This is a genomic window from Phycisphaerae bacterium, from assembly GCA_035384605.1.
GTDB lineage: Bacteria > Planctomycetota > Phycisphaerae > UBA1845 > PWPN01 > JAUCQB01.
Genome location: DAOOIV010000110.1, coordinates 1 through 16,432, shown reverse-complemented (window position 1 = coordinate 16,432; position 16,432 = coordinate 1). Strand labels below are relative to the sequence as shown.

At 60.0% G+C, this 16,432-nt stretch carries 14 protein-coding genes; 5 read left to right on the top strand and 9 right to left on the bottom strand.

All coding sequences use genetic code 11. The features are described 5' to 3' along the window. Nucleotides 1–416: 416 nt before the first annotated feature. The 5 genes from PLL20_18095 to PLL20_18075 form a co-directional block, all read right to left on the bottom strand. A complete protein-coding gene (locus PLL20_18095; protein HPD31909.1) occupies nucleotides 417–1,103 on the bottom strand; it encodes a response regulator transcription factor in 687 nt (228 codons plus the stop codon). A 157-nt stretch (nucleotides 1,104–1,260) separates the two neighbouring features. Further along, the gene (locus PLL20_18090) at nucleotides 1,261–2,430 is read right to left on the bottom strand and encodes a glycosyltransferase (GenBank protein ID HPD31908.1); all 1,170 of its coding nucleotides are present in this window, start codon (nucleotides 2,428–2,430) and stop codon (nucleotides 1,261–1,263) included. Nucleotides 2,431–2,468: 38 nt separating this feature from the next. Then, a complete protein-coding gene (locus tag PLL20_18085; protein ID HPD31907.1) occupies nucleotides 2,469–2,999 on the bottom strand; it encodes an NADH-quinone oxidoreductase subunit C in 531 nt (176 codons plus the stop codon). Nucleotides 3,000–3,002: 3 nt separating this feature from the next. Beyond that, nucleotides 3,003–3,614, bottom strand: a complete 612-nt coding sequence (gene nuoB, locus PLL20_18080; GenBank protein ID HPD31906.1) for an NADH-quinone oxidoreductase subunit NuoB — start codon at nucleotides 3,612–3,614, stop codon at nucleotides 3,003–3,005. 14 nt (nucleotides 3,615–3,628) lie between these two features. Continuing rightward, complete coding sequence (locus PLL20_18075) at nucleotides 3,629–4,039, bottom strand: NADH-quinone oxidoreductase subunit A (GenBank protein ID HPD31905.1); 411 nt, start codon at nucleotides 4,037–4,039, stop codon at nucleotides 3,629–3,631. A gap of 367 nt (nucleotides 4,040–4,406) precedes the next feature. Between PLL20_18075 and glmS the strand changes: the two genes are divergently transcribed. Next, a complete protein-coding gene (glmS, locus tag PLL20_18070) occupies nucleotides 4,407–6,233 on the top strand; it encodes a glutamine--fructose-6-phosphate transaminase (isomerizing) (GenBank protein HPD31904.1) in 1,827 nt (608 codons plus the stop codon). Between the two features lie 200 nt (nucleotides 6,234–6,433). Continuing rightward, nucleotides 6,434–7,060 (top strand): hypothetical protein, encoded by a 627-nt coding sequence (locus tag PLL20_18065; protein HPD31903.1) that lies wholly within the window; start codon nucleotides 6,434–6,436, stop codon nucleotides 7,058–7,060. Nucleotides 7,061–7,147: 87 nt separating this feature from the next. Here the strand turns inward: PLL20_18065 and PLL20_18060 are convergent, their stop codons facing one another. Together PLL20_18060 and PLL20_18055 are read right to left on the bottom strand one after the other, a co-directional pair. Beyond that, nucleotides 7,148–8,629 (bottom strand): dockerin type I domain-containing protein, encoded by a 1,482-nt coding sequence (locus PLL20_18060; GenBank protein HPD31902.1) that lies wholly within the window; start codon nucleotides 8,627–8,629, stop codon nucleotides 7,148–7,150. A gap of 541 nt (nucleotides 8,630–9,170) precedes the next feature. After that, nucleotides 9,171–9,731 carry a 4Fe-4S dicluster domain-containing protein gene (locus PLL20_18055; protein ID HPD31901.1) on the bottom strand — a complete coding sequence of 187 codons (561 nt, stop codon included), beginning with the start codon at nucleotides 9,729–9,731 and terminating at the stop codon, nucleotides 9,171–9,173. Between the two features lie 245 nt (nucleotides 9,732–9,976). On the opposite strand from PLL20_18055, the gene PLL20_18050 reads away from it, so the two are divergent. Further along, nucleotides 9,977–11,764, top strand: coding sequence for a discoidin domain-containing protein (locus PLL20_18050; GenBank protein HPD31900.1), 1,788 nt, complete (start codon nucleotides 9,977–9,979; stop codon nucleotides 11,762–11,764). A gap of 22 nt (nucleotides 11,765–11,786) precedes the next feature. On the opposite strand, the gene PLL20_18045 is transcribed toward PLL20_18050, so the two are convergent. Together PLL20_18045 and PLL20_18040 are read right to left on the bottom strand one after the other, a co-directional pair. After that, nucleotides 11,787–13,277, bottom strand: a complete 1,491-nt coding sequence (locus PLL20_18045) for a hypothetical protein (protein ID HPD31899.1) — start codon at nucleotides 13,275–13,277, stop codon at nucleotides 11,787–11,789. A 74-nt stretch (nucleotides 13,278–13,351) separates the two neighbouring features. Beyond that, complete coding sequence (locus tag PLL20_18040) at nucleotides 13,352–13,987, bottom strand: hypothetical protein (GenBank protein HPD31898.1); 636 nt, start codon at nucleotides 13,985–13,987, stop codon at nucleotides 13,352–13,354. Between the two features lie 336 nt (nucleotides 13,988–14,323). On the opposite strand from PLL20_18040, the gene PLL20_18035 reads away from it, so the two are divergent. Further along, nucleotides 14,324–15,739: a dockerin type I domain-containing protein gene (locus PLL20_18035; protein ID HPD31897.1), complete on the top strand. Its 1,416-nt coding sequence runs from the start codon at nucleotides 14,324–14,326 to the stop codon at nucleotides 15,737–15,739. 40 nt (nucleotides 15,740–15,779) lie between these two features. Further along, nucleotides 15,780–16,046, top strand: coding sequence for a hypothetical protein (locus PLL20_18030; protein ID HPD31896.1), 267 nt, complete (start codon nucleotides 15,780–15,782; stop codon nucleotides 16,044–16,046). The last annotated feature ends 386 nt before the right edge of the window (nucleotides 16,047–16,432 follow it).

Below are 16,432 nucleotides of genomic sequence, written 5' to 3'. Positions count from 1 at the left end.
CCCTGGCGCTATCGCCAAGGCCATTCTTGCCTCGAAAGTGTTCAACTTGGGTTAGCGGGAAAACCCGCTGAACGGGGTTGATCGCCCAAGCTGGACCGGTCGGCATGCCCGCCCAGACTGTCACGCACCCAGTCTGGCGCCGGCATCCGCGTCGCGACTGCCGAGCGAGGCCCCTTGGCCAATGCGCCGGCTTTGTACGCCGAGTGATGAGGCATCACGGTTGGGCTATCGCCCACTATGAATACGGCAGCGGGTATCCGCGAGAGGCACGCCCACCCAAGGCAGACCGCCTTTTTGCGGGCCGCAACCCAAGCGCACTGCGGTCCAGCAACATGGGCGCAAGGCGAACAAATGTCCAGCCGTAAGGCTGCATTGTTGACCACAGCATGCCGGGAATGAACGGCGTGCGGTAACTGCTACGGTTCGATCATGCCCTCGCGAATGGCGAATCGTGAGAGCTCGACGCGGTTGTGGATGTCCAGCTTGGCCATCAGGGAGGCCTTCTGCTTGTCGGCCGTCTTGTAGCTGATACCCAGAATGGACGCGGCTTCCTTGAGGCTGACGCCCTTGGCGAGGATGCGCAACAGCTCGCGTTCGCGCGGGCTCAGCATACTGCGGCGGGTCTTTGGCGGGTTCTCAAGCTCGATCTTTCCCCCTTTGACCACTAACCGGTCCATTACCTCGGGCGAGAAATGGATTTTCCCATTGGCTACATCGCGGATGGCGTCGGCCAGGGCGGCCATGCTCTGGGTCTTGATCAAGTAACCATTCGCCTTTACGCGAAGGGCCTGCTCGATGTACTCGTCGTGCTCGTGCGCGGTCACCAGAATGACCTTGGTGTTTGGCACGCGCGAACGAATGATCTGCACGGCATCGAAACAGCTCACGCCCGGCATATCGATGTCCATGAGGACCACGTCGGGCCTGGTCTCGACGACTTTGGAGATGGCCTCATCCGCATTCTCAGCCATGCCCACGACGCGAATGTCTTTTTCGCGCGAGAGCATGCCACTCACGCCATCACGGACAATACCATGATCATCGACAACAACAACGGTAATCGGTTTTTCGGTCAGCGGCTTGGCATCTGAGATCTGGGACATGACGACCCCCTGTCTTAGAGAGCGTTACATCCTGCGCATCACCTGCGAACAGGTTCCGAAATGATCGGCGTCATTTGACGATACCTGCAGTCAAGTATAACTCAAGTATAACTCCAAATGACGTCAGCGCCAAACGGCAAGACGGAAAATCCATCCGCTAGCCGTGTCTGCTCAGGCAATCGGCTCGTACAGTGATACTATCATTCTGAGCGATATAGGAGTAAATCGATTGCCACCGCTCGGACCATTTTCGAGCATCCACGTGGGTACGAACCCAGTCACGTGCCTGAGTCCCCAGGTCGGCCGACAGGCGATGATCAGTGAGAACGCGAGCGAGCCTTTTCTCGATGTCGACGACAGATCCGGCCCGGGCCAGAAAGCCTGTTTTTCCGTCGATGACGACATCGCGACACCCGGGAACATCGGTAGCCACGACCGGCAACCCGGCCGCCATTGCCTCGAGGAGCGAATTGGGCAATCCCTCGGTCCGGGAACAGAAGACAAATGCATCCGCGATCTTCAACAGTGAGGGCACGTCAGGACGAGATCCTGCCAGCTTCACACACTGGTCAAGGCCTTGCTCGGCAATCAGTCGTTCAACTGTCGGGCGGTACGGCCCGTCACCCACCAGCAGTAAGGTTGCCGGCAGTGTTTGACGCAGGCGCGCAAAAGCCGACAGCATTTCCTCGAAACCTTTGATGGGATCAAAACGGCCGGTCCAGATGACCAAGGGCTTATCAGCCGACAAGCCGAACATTGCTCTGTCAGCCGGCTTGGCGGCGTCGATGGCCGCGACATCTACGGCGCCCCACTGGCACAACAGTCGTGAGGCCGGCAGGTGGGCCTTCCGACGCAGGTGGGCTACGACGGACGGCGAGTTGCCGACTTCGAAGCGGCATAACCGACAGGTGAGATTATCCAGCACAAGATGCCAAGGCCGCTCAACCTCCGCTGTCTGGATCTCACACAGGATCCTGTTGATCGGCACGGCGGCCAGCGGCCCTATCAGCCGGCAGGCGATATTGGCGTGAAAGAGCAGGGCGTGCAGTACTTGCGGTCGTGTGGCTTTGAGAATCCTCCAAAGGCGACCGAGGGCCTTCAGGTCCCGGCTTGTGCGGGCCCCGCAAGACGACACGGGGATTCCGGCAGATGCGAGCATTTCGCCGACCGGGCCGGCATCAGCCAGGGAGACGACATGGATGTGAAAGCGATTACGAGGCAGCCGGGTTGCGAGCCGGTACAGGTGAAGGGGGACCCCCCCAATCGCCAGATCCGTGATCACATATGTAAGCCGAATGCGCCGATCCGGCCTGCACGATACCGCCATTTCAATCATCCGCCTTTCGGAAGGGACGACAGTGCAGATCAACTGACGTCTCGTGGAAAGACCTCGTAATTCTGACGCTCTCCCTGCCCTCGAAGCGGATAATCCTTGCGAAGCGGGTGAGCCGTAAAGCCTTCCCAGGTCATGAGACGTCGCAGGTCGGGATGTCCGGTGAAGCTGATTCCGAACAGGTCATACACCTCCCGCTCAAGCCAGTCGGCTCCCGGCCAGATGCCCGTAACGCTCGGCAACGTTGGAGCGGGATCGTCAACCAGGCATTTGATCCACAGACGATGCCCAAGCGATATCGAAAGCAAAGAGTAAACGACCGCGAACCGATTTGCGGCGCCGGGGTACCGAAGGTAGTCTACGCAGGTGAGATCGGAAAGCTGCTCGAATCGCGTCATCTCGTTCTCACGGAGAAACGTCATGATCTCGATCAGCCGGTCGGAAGGAAGGTGAAGGCAGATCTGCCGGAGCTCGTTTGATCGTCCGGGCAGAAGCGGGCCCGGACGGAAATCCACGCCGGGAAACTGTTCCTGTAACGCGGAAATCACCGATCGAATGGCCATCGGTCATTCTCCTGCCTGTCGAGAGCGATCGCCGCGGGGCTGATCTTTCCCGGATGCGGAGACTGTCATCCGATAGCCGCCTTGTCGATCCTGGCTGTTACGAATTCCCTCGCGATCGACGATCCGCTGAATCGCCATAATCCCTTCGATCAGGGTCTCGGGACGCGGGGGGCAGCCGGGCACATAGACATCGACGGGCATAAAGTGATCGATGCCCTGGACGACGGCGTACGTATCGAAGACGCCTCCGGTGCTTGCGCATGCTCCCATGCTGATGACCCATTTGGGCTCGCACATCTGGGCGTAAATTCGCTGCAAGACGGGCATCATTTTGATCGCGACACGGCCGGCACAGATGAGCAGATCCGACTGGCGGGGGCTGAATCGCATGACCTCTGCTCCGAACCTCGCCACGTCATAGCGGCTCGCCCCCGTCGCCATCAGTTCGATTCCGCAGCATGCCGTCGCGAAGGGCAAAGGCCAGAGGGAGTACTTGCGGCACCAATTGACTCCGTACCGGCGGATCAGGTTCGACACCGCCTCCAGGCGCGTCGTCACCCACTCGCCGGACACGAGAGCCTCAACCGATCGTCTGGCTGCGGCGCGCGCGTTCATGGGGGTCTGGTTGCCTACCTCCAATGAAGTGCTCCCCGCCCCCACGCGTAAAGGAGGCCGATTAAGAGCAGAGCCACGAAAACCATCATCGATACGAGGAAAAGACCTGCACCCGCCGCTTGCCCCGATACGGCCTCGATTGATCCCTGCCCAACTGCCGCCCGGTGGAAAGCCACAGCCCAAGGCCACATGAGCACCACCTCAACATCAAAAAGCAGGAAGAGCAACGCCACGATGTAGAAGCGGGCGTGAAACCGGCGGCGAGCATCGGCTAGAGGCGGCATTCCGGCTTCGTAGGGGGTATCCTTGCGATGACCGTGACGAGCGGTACCGATCATGTGGCTCAAGGCCATGATGGCCAGCACGATGACGATCACCACAAGGAGCAGGATGAGAATCGGAGTGTACGGATGCCCGGCCAACATGGCTGCCTGTCTTTCGGGTTGCCAGCAATCTTGCGACGCCGTCTTGCTTCACACCGGACCGAGTCTTTCGCTCGGCGGTATTATAGGCGTCTTGGCAGTCTAAAGTGTCATTTCCGTAACATCAAGCGGCTACGGTGGTTCATGCAATCCGCGGCACCCGAGAATCCCAAGGTGAACCGCCTTTTTGCGGGCCGCGACCCGGACACACAGCAATTCGGACACATGCGCGCATGCTGCGCATCTGTCTGGCCGTAGGATTGCAGGCCCGGCGCCACGCACTAATTGACTGTCGCAACGCGGCGGTCGATGAACTTGCAGTCCTCGCCGGATCCGATTAAGCAAATCGAGAGGACAAGAGGATACGACCATGTGCGGAATCGTCGGTTATATCGGACGCAAGCAGGCCCAGCCGCTCCTGATTGAGGGGCTTAAGCGTCTTGAGTACCGTGGTTATGACTCGGCCGGCATTGCGACGGTAGGCGGCGGCACTCTGAACATCACCCGGGCGGCCGGGCGCATCAGTGCCCTTGAGGCCAAGCTGGGGGCGGCTGAAGACTCGGCGACACTTGGCATCGCCCACACCCGCTGGGCCACACACGGGGCTCCCAGTGAGCGGAATGCCCACCCGCACACCTCTTCCGATGGCAAGATCGCCCTGGTCCACAATGGCATCATCGAGAATTACCGCTCTCTGAGAACGTTTCTTGAGCAACAAGGCATTCGTTGCGTCAGCGACACGGATACGGAGGTGTTAGCGCAATTGATCGGCCACTTCTACAATGGCAACCTCGAACAAGCCGTCCGTGACGCCCTTCACGACGTGCAAGGCACGTACGGGATCGCCGTTGTCTCGGCCGATGAGCCGAATCGGATCGTCGTAGCTCGTAAAGGCAGTCCGTTGATCATCGGCATCGGGAATGGCGAGTTCATCGTCGCCTCGGATGCGGCCGCCATCATCGAGCACACCGCTCAAGTAGTCTACCTCGCTGACGGCGAGATGGCAGTCCTCACTTACGACGGCTTCCGAACCATGACACTCGATGCGGTTCCGGTCACGAAGGACGTGCAGGAAGTCGAATTGACGCTCGAGCAGATCGAACTGGGCGGGCATAAGCATTTCATGGCCAAGGAGATCTTCGAGCAACCGCAGGCGCTCAGCAACACCTTACGAGGAAGGCTGCGAGTCCGCGAGGGCATGATACATCTGGGGGGCATTGCGCACTATGCCCGCGATCTTGCCAGAGCAAGACGGATCATTTTCACCGCCCAGGGAACCGCGTGGCATGCGGGTCTTGTCGGGGAGTATCTTTTCGAGGACATCGCCAAGACCCCTGCCGAGACCGAGTATGCCAGCGAGTTTCGTTACCGTAATCCGCTGATCAATGAGGGAACGGTGGTTATTGCCATCAGTCAGTCCGGAGAGACCGCCGACACGCTTGCAGCGCTTCGCGAGGCCAAAGAGAAGGGGGCCCTGACGCTCGGCGTGGTGAACGTCGTCGGAAGCACGATTGCCCGCGAGGCTGACGCCGGCGTTTATCTTCATTGTGGTCCTGAGATCGGCGTGGCCAGCACCAAGGCGTTCACCTCCCAACTGGCTGTGCTGACCATGATGGCAATTCAACTTGGTCGACGTCGTTTTCTGTCTCAGAACGACGCCCAGGCACTCATCAGCCAACTTGGGCTGATACCCGGTCATGTTGAGCGGATTGTCCAGCAGTCGGACGCCATATGCGAGGCCGCAAGGCGGTTCGTCGACCGGGAGAACTGGCTGTTCCTGGGGCGGGGCTATAACTACCCGATCGCCCTGGAAGGTGCCCTGAAGCTTAAAGAGATAAGCTACATTCATGCTGAAGGAATGCCTGCCGCTGAGATGAAGCACGGTCCGATTGCGTTGATCAGCGACGGCATGCCCGTGGTCTTTATCGCGACGCGCGGGAACCAGTACGACAAGGTTCTGGGCAACATCGAAGAGGTTCGCAGCCGGGGCGGCAAGATCCTCGCCGTAGCGACGGAAGGCGATCGTAACGTTGCCCAGATGGCCGAGCACGTGTTCCAGGTGCCGGATGTACCGGAGCCGCTCCAGCCCATGCTGACCGTGATCCCGCTTCAGTTGTTGGCCTACCATGCGGCAGTGCTTCGCAACTGCAGCGTGGACAAGCCGAGGAATCTGGCCAAGAGCGTCACTGTGGAATAGAAGGCTGGCTGACGAAGATCAGCGGGACGTAACTCGCTGTCCTCCTTATGCTCTCCCGCCACCGGTCACCAACGAAAGATCCCCGAGAAAAAGGAGGCCGGCTGGAGCGGCAAACGCCAACATGCCGATGCCTTAATAGGCGAGCTTGCCGCTGCCTGCGGGCACACCGACCGCCAGACGGAACACTTGAAAGGACCGCCATGCACGTACTCGTTGACGACCGGCCGTACACAATGGCCGGGCCAGCAAATCAGAGTCTCGCCGAGTTGGCCAACGAAGCCTGCGCGGCCAACCGTCAGGACGAACCCAGATACGTGGTCAGTATCCGATGCGACGGACAGCCCCTGAGCCAAGAGGATCTGGCGGAGGCACTTGAGTCTCCCGCGGAGCGGTACGAGCGTGTGGAGATTCAAACACAGCCGGTGGCGGCGCTGGTTCGCAGCGCCCTTGACCAGGCGGCGTTGGTGCTGGAGGATTCCACGATTGCGAGAGAGAAAGCTGCGGACCTGCTTGCAGCCGGCCAGCATGAGGCGGCCATGCAGGAGCTCCAGAAGTTCCTGGAGGCCTGGAAGCAGATCCACCAGACACTGATGGTCGTTTCACAGGTGCTGGGAATCGATCTGGACAGTGTTGCCGACGACAGGGCCAGGCTCAGCACGGTTCTTGAGGTGGTTAAGAGCCGTTTCGCGGAGATGAAGGACGCCATGGTTCAGAACGACTTTGTCGTGGTGGGCGACCTGCTGCGATATGAGTTGAGCGAACCGGTGGAGCAACTGGCCGGTTTGTTGAGGGGCCTGGGCCGCTCGGCACGCCCCAATCCACCATAAAAGCATAACGCAAGGAAGCCAGCAGGCCACCATGGCGCCACTGGCTTCATCTAAAACACAATGCTTGCTTGCGGTTAACAAACGCAATTACCAGCAGGTGGCCTGTCTGCCTACCCGGGTCTTCAGATACGCCATGTCGGTTGCTGTAATTGAGCCGTCACAAGTCAAATCCAGTTTTTCATTGCCCTCGATTGCCTGGCCCACCTTGCTTTTCACAAAGGCCAAGTCTGTGGCACTAACGCCGCCATCACCGTTAACATCACCACCGAGCACCTGGACGGCACAATCCGTATCCAGTGAAGCCAGACCATCGACCGCCTCACCGATGTCAATGGTGTAACAGTAACCGTCTTGGCTGTTAGTCACAGTCAGCAAGAGGGAATACCCATTGTTGATCACTGCCTCTGAAACCAAGCTTAGATCGTTCGACAAGGAGATTTGTCCAGGCACGTGCCTGCCAGTTATGTCGCCATCAAAATCGATTTGAATCATCTGGAGACCGTCTTTTCGCGTTTCGGTTGTGAGGACTTGGCCGACGCTACGTGTTGGGTTCAATGGGATAGCCCTGAAAACGCCGCCGCAGTCGCGGACGCTCGACCAGCCGAGGATCTGGACCGGCGGCTGGACCGGCGCGATGGTGAAGGTAATGTCATCACCGACGGTGGTGTCAGCGGCGATGGCGAAGACCTCGGCGGAGGTTTGGGTCTGAGTGCCGCCGCGGAGCACGTTGATTCCGCCGCCAGGCACGAGCCTCAAGATATAGGTGATGCCGGGCTGGAGACCCTCAATCTGACCTTCGACGACCGGGCCATAGCCCAGCCAGCCGTAGGACGGGTCACCCGACGCCTTCGTTTCCGTGTTAGCGAGATAACCGTACGGTCGCCCCGGGCCGGGGATGCTGGCGAAATCGCCACGGCCTATTCCACCGACGGTCAACAAGCTGAGACTGCTCTTGTTCCACAGGGAATAGCCGGCACCAACACCCTGGAGCTTGCCCTCGCCGGCCGCAGCCTTCGGGTAGCAACGCACATCCATTCGTGGACCTCCGCCCGGATGCCCATCAGTCAGTCTGTAGTAATCGACGATCCGGCCCGGGCCAACAGAAGTGGACGTGTTTGTGTCGAAGACAACTGCGAAGGCTGCGTTGCTGAGATAAGCCATTCCGGCGGGCACGTTTGACCAGTTCTGCTCAACGCCGCAATTGGTCATCTCCTGATTGGCTGTGCTCATGAACGTGGCCGTGGTGACCAGGTTGGCCGGGTCCACGTAATCATGATACAACTCGAGATCGAAGACAAAGTTTGCAACGCCACGAATGGCGACTTCCTGTTGGGATGCATCTAAGTGCGTCCCCGACGCGTGAATGCGGACTGCCCACGTCAGCCGGCCGTTTTCATCGAGAGCGAACTGCCCATCCTCGGTGGACCCCGGCGTGAAGTAGATCGGGGTGGCGCAAGTGGCACCGTTGTTGCTGCCCCCAAGCTCCAACTCCATCGTCACCGTGCTCGCTCCCATCGTCTGGCCGACGATGAACCATACTACCGTGCTTGCCAACATGAACTTGCGCATCTTGACCTCCCGATTTGACCGCAATTATGAGCTCCCTTGACAGAGGGACAGCAACTATACCTCGACCTCTTTTATCCCGCACAAAGTGTGACGGATTGGGTTCGCCGAACGGCCAATCCCTTGTGCGCGGATTCTAACATCATTTCCGCCATCATCCGTAAACTCGCGAGGGGCCGCAGGATAACGCTTCGCTCAACCCCTCACGCGTACCACTCCGCCTTCTCAGCACATTTTAACGGGCCAGACCCGCAGATGGCAAGACTGAAAGTCGACCATTTCGCAGCTCGTGAGAGCACGCAAGCTTAAGCTATTATCATATCAACAGTTACGACCCTTCCGTCGGGCTGACTCTTGCCACATTTTTTGTCGTTGAAGCGTCTCCACACACTAATCAGGAGCACAAAACAGAACGTCCGGCATCCGGCATGGGGAGTCCGAGATACGTTCATCGCCGGCGCGGAAGATGTGGTTTGGGGGTCGGCGTTCCAGGCCGGTCAGGCATGCATTTATCGCCGGCGTTGGGTCTGTGGTTGGCCAGTTGTCAGCGAGGCACAACCCTGATGGCCCGAGGACGTACGGGGCAGTTGTACTGGCAGGTTCCGCAGCCAACGCAGGCCATGGGGTTCACCTGCAGCTCGCCGCCGTCGGAAATGTCGATGGCTTCCCTGCCAATCGGACACGTATCCAGGCAGATCGTGCAGAGACTGCTTGATCGTCTCAGACACAGCCGGCGGTCGACTGCAGCCGTTCCCATTTTGATCTGGCGTTTATCGCCGATCACCTGCAAGGCCCCGCTGGGGCAGGCCTTCATGCACGCCAACTGGTCACACAGCGTACACGCCGCCAAGTCAGGGTCGATATAGGGCGTGCCGGCCCTCTCGATGTTCTGGCGGTTCACGGGGTGAATCGCCTTGGCGGGGCAGACCTCGACGCAGTTGCCGCAACGATAGCATCTGGCCAGGAACTCAGGCTCGGGCAAGGCTCCGGGGGGCCGGAGAACCTCACGGGCGGTTGCGGTCCCGGCGGTTTCAACGGCCGGCAGCCGCTGTTCAATGAACTCCGCGAGGGGGGCGACAAGCCTCTTGAGGCCAAGCCGAAACATGGCCCTGCGGTCGTGCGGTGTGTCAGATGGATTGCCGGCCAAATGCAGTCTCCGTTGATCATCCCAATCGCCGATTCAAGGCTGATCTGATGTTACGAGACGCAAATGGCTTGGGCAAACAAGAACCGGGGGGCCAGTCCGAAGGCTTTCGTCCGGGGTTTTCTGAGAGGCGCAGCATGGCCAGATGTCACGGTGTATGATTGGGTAGCAGGCAAGACTCCGTTAGCCGGTCGGGAGGGAATCAGATGCTTTGTCAAACGGTGAGTGGCAACCGGGTGTACCAGGCGCTGGCGATCTGGGTTTGGGCGGCTTGTAGTACGTTCCTTGTCGCTCAGGAAAGCCCGTATCTCTATGGGATCCATGATCACTCGCCGTCGCCACAGGAATACCTCAACCACTTGACCGGCGGCGGTGTCACCGGCTGGATCACGGCGACCGTGGCCGTTGGTCACAACCCGGCCGAGACGTGGGGGATCGACTTCCGCTCGTTCTCGAACCAAGGCCATACCGTCATCTGCCGAATCAACAACGGGTATTGCGAATCGGGCGGCACTATCCCCCTGCCGGACCAATACGCCAACTTCGCCACGCGCTGTGCCAACTTCGTCTCCAACAGCCAAGGCTGCAGCATCTGGGTGATTGGTAACGAGACCAATCTCGCCGGCGAATGGCCACCGGTGGGCAGCCACAAGCCCTATGTTTCACCTCAGAGCTACGCCGACTGTTTCCGGCAGGTTTACAACGCGATCAAGGCGGTTCGGCCGGTGCACAAAGTCTGCACCCAAGCCATCGCCCCCTTTGGCGGGCCTTACGGTCCCGGCAGCGTGTGTGGATACACCCACGACGGCAACCCGATCAACTGGGTTCAATACATGAACCAGATGCTGACCACAATCCAGGGCAGTGGCCCGGGACCTGACGGGATTGCCGTGCATATCAACTCCCGCGGCTACGACTACGCAGACATTCACAGTACGCAGAAAGTCAATGCTGCCGGCCAGTTGCTGTATTTCAGCTTCTACGTCTACAAGGACTGGATCAACTACGGAATTCCCAGCAGCATGTACGATCTGCCGCTGTACGCGACGGAGTGCAACGGTCTGTATTCCTGGGACGGGACCTACCCGGACAGCGAGCCGGGCCGTGAGCCGTATCAAGCCGGCTGGATGCAGGAGATCTATGCCGAGATCAACCGGTGGAACACGATAGATGCGCCGGCTGCCGGCAAGCCGGTTTTCCGGTGTGTCAACATGTATCGATGGTCCGGGGACCCATGGAGAATCGACGGCATTCCTCAGAAGACGCAAATCCTTGCCGATCTTGACGCCGCCGTAGCTCAGAAGTACCGCTCCGACGTCGTGTTCACCAGCAACCCGCCGACGGGAACGAATCTCGCCCCGTACTCCCTGACAGTGCAGACGGACTCGGTGTACGGGCCTGACTGGTCGGGGAGCAATGCAATTGATGGGGTTGTCTCGGTGAGCAGCAAGTGGGTCAGTGCGGCCACCGCCCCACCGCATTGGCTGGCTCTCGACCTGGGGGGCAACCGGACGGTGGACGGGTACATCATCCGCCTGGCGGGGGCCGCCGGGGAGCCGACCAGCTACAACGCTGAAGCTCTGGCAATCCAGACCGCCACGAGCCTCTCTGGTCCGTGGGCGACCGAAGGCACAATCGATAACAGTATCCGGGCCAGCATCATCAACCGCAGCTACGTCACTCCCAAAACCCTTCGCTACGTTCGCTTATACATTACCGATGCGGGGGTCGACAACCACGCCCGAATCCCCGAGTTTGAGGTTTGGGGGGTCTTTCCGGGTTATCGCGGCGATATGGACGGAGATGAAGACGTGGACCAGGCGGACTTCGGGTTGTTTCAGGCCTGCTACACGACTGCTGGAAACCCGATATCACCGGCTTGCACCGCCGCTGAGCTGGATCATGATGATGTCATCGGCCAGTCCGACTTCGCTCTGTTCGTGCAATGCCTCTGCGGCGAGGGGATCGCGCCACCCATTTCATGTCTCAGGTGAGATCGGCCGCGCGGCGGCTGCCCTATCGTTTCCTCGCCTCATCGTTTACCGCGGGCCGGCCGTGAGTGACCTGGCGGGGGTCGGGAAGACGGGACAGACCGAGGCGTCGTCTGAGGGAGTTCTGATCGCGGAGCCCGGCAGCCAATTCTGAATCGGGTAGAACCACCATCGTTCCGTCCGCACACCATGCAATCACATCGCTCGAAAAAGCTTCCGCATTTGCGTCCGGGTCGAGGCATTGAACGACGAGCCAGATACGACCGTCCGGCGGCGGGTTCAGTGTAACGCCGTGGCACGTGAATACCCAATCGCCCAGGCGATGGGCAACGGTGTTCGGCGGTAATTTCGCCGAGGCCGCCCTGGCTTCCTTTCGTGCCGGCTCGCGGCGCATCGATTCAAGACCGACCAACGTCGTCTCGCCAATCACGATCTGGTCGGCCTTCGTCTGTGATCCGGGGAGGACCAGGTCGGACGCGCGCAGATACCCGCGGGCCACCAGCTCAGCGGCGTGGTCAGGTCCTGCCCCGTCATGATCGCCGGCATAGATCAAAATGGCGTCAAGAACCGTGCGGTTCATTTGCCCAACGGGCATCGTGGCGGCGAACGGGAACCCAGCCGCCGGTCCCGCGGGGGGAATGCCAGGGATTACGGACAAGAAGAACCAGACGTAGAATCCGATGATCGCCACAAGAAGCGACACCGGGAATGCAGCCGTTGCGAACGCCGCCCGCAGGCCCGAGACGCGCTGTCTCGACTTGACCATGATCGCCGTGCTGATCACGTACCAGATCCACCCGACGTAGATACCCATGCAGGGCAGAGCGCTGCCGACGTTCGCACCACTGCCGTAGAATACCGCCTGATATGTACGGCCCAATCCCCCTGCCGTTTCGCCCGTTATCCGCAGCAGCCCATGGATGGTCAACGCCCATACAAACATTGACACCAACACGACTGCGGCGGCGACGATCGCCACGAGCATCAAGCCGGCTACCTCACCCAACCCGAGGCCGCCAAAACCGCTTACGAAAAACACAAGGGGCAAGAGAAAGAACGGCCACAGGGCCAGCGGCACAACGAGGAGAGTAGTAATGATGCCGAACAGCATCGCCTGCCCAGTGGCACCCTCCTCAGGCAACATCTCCATGAGACGGGCGGGACGAATCAAAGCCATGCCCACGGTCGAGAACCATGCCCTGACCCGACCCCGCGCCGCGCGCTCAAGCCAGGGAGCGTTTTCGATCCTGGTCTGATTCTCCTCGACGCCCTCGGTCGGAAGCAGCACCATTTCGTCCATGTGGATATGCCGGCCACAGCCGACACAATCGAATTCCACGGGGACAAGATGGCCTCGCTCGCCGGTGCCGTAGTATGACTGGCCACAGTGCGGGCAGCAGAACTGCACGCTGTTGATGGTGAACTCGTAGTCGCTCGGCTTGAAGGGGGTGCCGCATTCCGGGCAGCGGCGCGCCGGCAGATTCCACAGTCGATACTCACACGTCTTGCATCTCATTGTCGTTGGACGCGTCGCCTCTCAAACGGTTGCACAGTCTTGCCTTTGGATCACCGCTGCTGCTGTCGCACCGCTCAGGTCCACTTTGACACCTGTTCCTTAATGCTCGCGCGACTGAACCAAATCAGCAGAAACACGGGCAGCGCCCACCCCCAGAGCAACCCAAACAAGATGCTGGGGATCGTGAGGAAGTTGACGTTGACGACCATTCCGCGCCCGCCGACCTGGGCCATATTTGCCATGGTCGATTGTTGGATCTGAAAGGCCACGACAAGGTTAGCGACCACAAGGACCATTTTGATGACGGCCCAGATTCGAGCAACCCGAGGGCTCCAGGCCGTTCGTTTAAGCATTCCCGCACCCGCCACAATCAGAATGATGGCCACCGCGCTGGAGACGACACCCGATATGATGGTCGATTGGATCCACCGCTCGGAGAAGTGCGGCATATCCGGGTCGGCGGCCATGTTCGGAAAGAGCGTTTTCATGACCAGGGGAGCCACGGCTCCCCAGATTGCGCCCAACAGGCCCAGACTGCCAAGCACAATCCCGACGACGCCAATAACGGTCGGCCAGACCGGTATCGGAGATGAGTATGGAGAATAGCCTGCGGGCCGGGCGAGCGGGCCCGGCTGGATCGGCGGGGTCAACGGGGGAGGCGTCTGCGTCTGGGGCTGCCCCTCAAGGCCAGAGAAGTCTTCCTGATTCATGGTTCCTCCTTAACGAACACGCATACGCTCGCCGTCCGGGCCGGCCGAACGAAAAGACCTGCAAAGGCAGATGATACCTGATTTGCACTGCGATTTGTACAGCCGTGGCGAGCACCATCGCCGGCGGGCGCATCCCTGAAAAAGGAATCGTCGGCAGGTCTCGTCCGCCGCGAGGATTTCGACCATGCCCTGCCTTCGTAAGGCAGCCTTATCCAACGTTTAATGAATGATTGACTCATTGCGGGCCGATTGCTAGCTTAGGAGGGGTAGTCGCGGCGTGGCGGTCCAGTGTGAGAATGACGACTTTGAGGCTTGCTTCCAAGAGGAGATGCGCGCATGTCCAAGCGGTTCGTCTGCACAGTCGTCTTTCTGGCAGCCTCTCCGGGCACGTCCATCGCCCTCGGCCAGATCAGGGTGTGGGTGGCTGACCAGGGCGATAACCAGGGCGGCAACAACCGGATCATGGAGATCGACCCGTTTAACAAGAAGACTCCGCCGGACCCGGATGGAACGGACTGCATCATCCTCAAGACCTTGCCCAGCCCGGCCGGGTGCTTTCTGGACGAGCTTGACTTTGACGCGAATTACCGCATGTGGGCGGTGGTCAAAGATACATGCAACCAGAGCATCGACGGGGCCAGGCGAATCGACAAGGACACCGGGGCCGTCGACATTCCGCCGGGACTGATCACGCCTCAGTTTCCTGGCGAGACGGCGGGCGGCATTCTCGAGGGCCTCGCGTGGGACGGCACGGGGTTGTGGATCACGGCCGTTCGCGATGGTCTTACAGGCAACATGTTGACCCGTGTCAGCCCGGCTGATGGATCGCAGATTGCCCCCTTTACCGCCCCACCGCTTGCGGGTGGCAAGTGCAATATTCCGGGGACTATTGCTCAAGGTTTGCTCTGGGAGCCGGGGAACAACGGCTATGGCTGGCTATGGCACTCGGACGTGGCGGCAAGGAAGCTCTACAAGCTGGATGTGTCCCGTTTGTTTACCAATCCCACTTACAATCCGGCGGATCCCAACGGTCTGACGGTCGCCGAATACAGCGTACCGTGCGAACCCAAGGGGCTGGCATGGATGGACACCAAGATCTGGATCGCCGCTCCCAGAGGTTCCAACGGGGGCATCTTCGAGTTTGACCCCGCCACGGGCGGCACCGTCAAGCTTTTCAGCACGCCGAACTGGCACCTGGACGGGATTGCGGTTTACCGGCCACCGGGCCCGGAGATCAAGTTGAGCACCGAGGTCATCACGACCTCCGTATGGATTGCCGAGGGCGATCCAGCTGACAGTGTCTTCACGGTGACCAACAAGGGCTTTGGGACGCTGGACTACACGATCAGTGACGACGTTGAGTGGCTTACCGTAACACCGGATTCCGGTTCGTCGACCGGGTCGCCCAATTCGCACACCGTGTCCTTTGTGGCCGACGGCAAGCTTGGCGGCACCTACAATGCCACGATCACCGTTGCGGGCAATGCCTGGAACACCGACCAGCACGTCGCCGTGAGCATGATCATACGCACCGTCGGTCCGGACGTCGACGGGGACGGGGACGTCGATCAGCGGGACTTCGGTTTGTTCCAAGCTTGTCTTACCGGGGCCGGGCAGACGGTACAGCCTCCTTGCGGGATCGCCGATTTCAACAACGACGGGCTGGTCAACCAAGGCGACATGACCATCTTTGTCGACTGCCTCAGCGGTCCGGATGTCCTGGCCGACAAGAGCTGCGATCCCGCGGCCTGAGCGGGCATCCGCGGCCGCCCGGCTTGCCCTGGCGGACCATGTGGAGGGGACTACGAGCATCAGCCTGCGCTCGATCATTCTCCGCGAGCTGGCGGCCAACATCATCGCTCACCGCGGGCACACCAGCACTGCGCCGGGTACGATGATGATTCACCAAGCACGAAAAGAGAGGGGACCGGCAGAAGGGAGCGAGGCGCTGAGGGGGGGCTATCAGCACCCAGCTTTCGGCATTTATCATTTCCTCTGGCTTTCCCCATTGCTTGCGGCGATAATGGCTCTGTTGTCCATTCAGGAGATGTTTGTATGAACGGGCGCTTCACGGCACGGCCGGTCCGGAATACACCCCGCAAACTGCATGATTACATCTGGGCCATCCCTTGGGTCTTCAACGAATCACTGGCGTACGCCCCGAGAGACTGCTTCTCGATGCAGAACCTGACGGAGTTCGGGGTTGACGAGGATCGTATGGGCCCAGTGGCCACACCGACGATAACAAAAAGCCGCAGGTCGTGGGTTACACGAGCTACGGCGGTCGCCCGAAGGCGGTGCCTGCGAATTCTCTCTTGTTGCGGAAAACCGCAGGCCGGGGTCGATTACACTGGCTCTCAGATTAGCCGATCGCGCCCCGTCCTGTCAAGAGGGTGTTTTCGCCAGAATCGGAGGATGGCAACATGATTTGTCTTGGTCTCGATA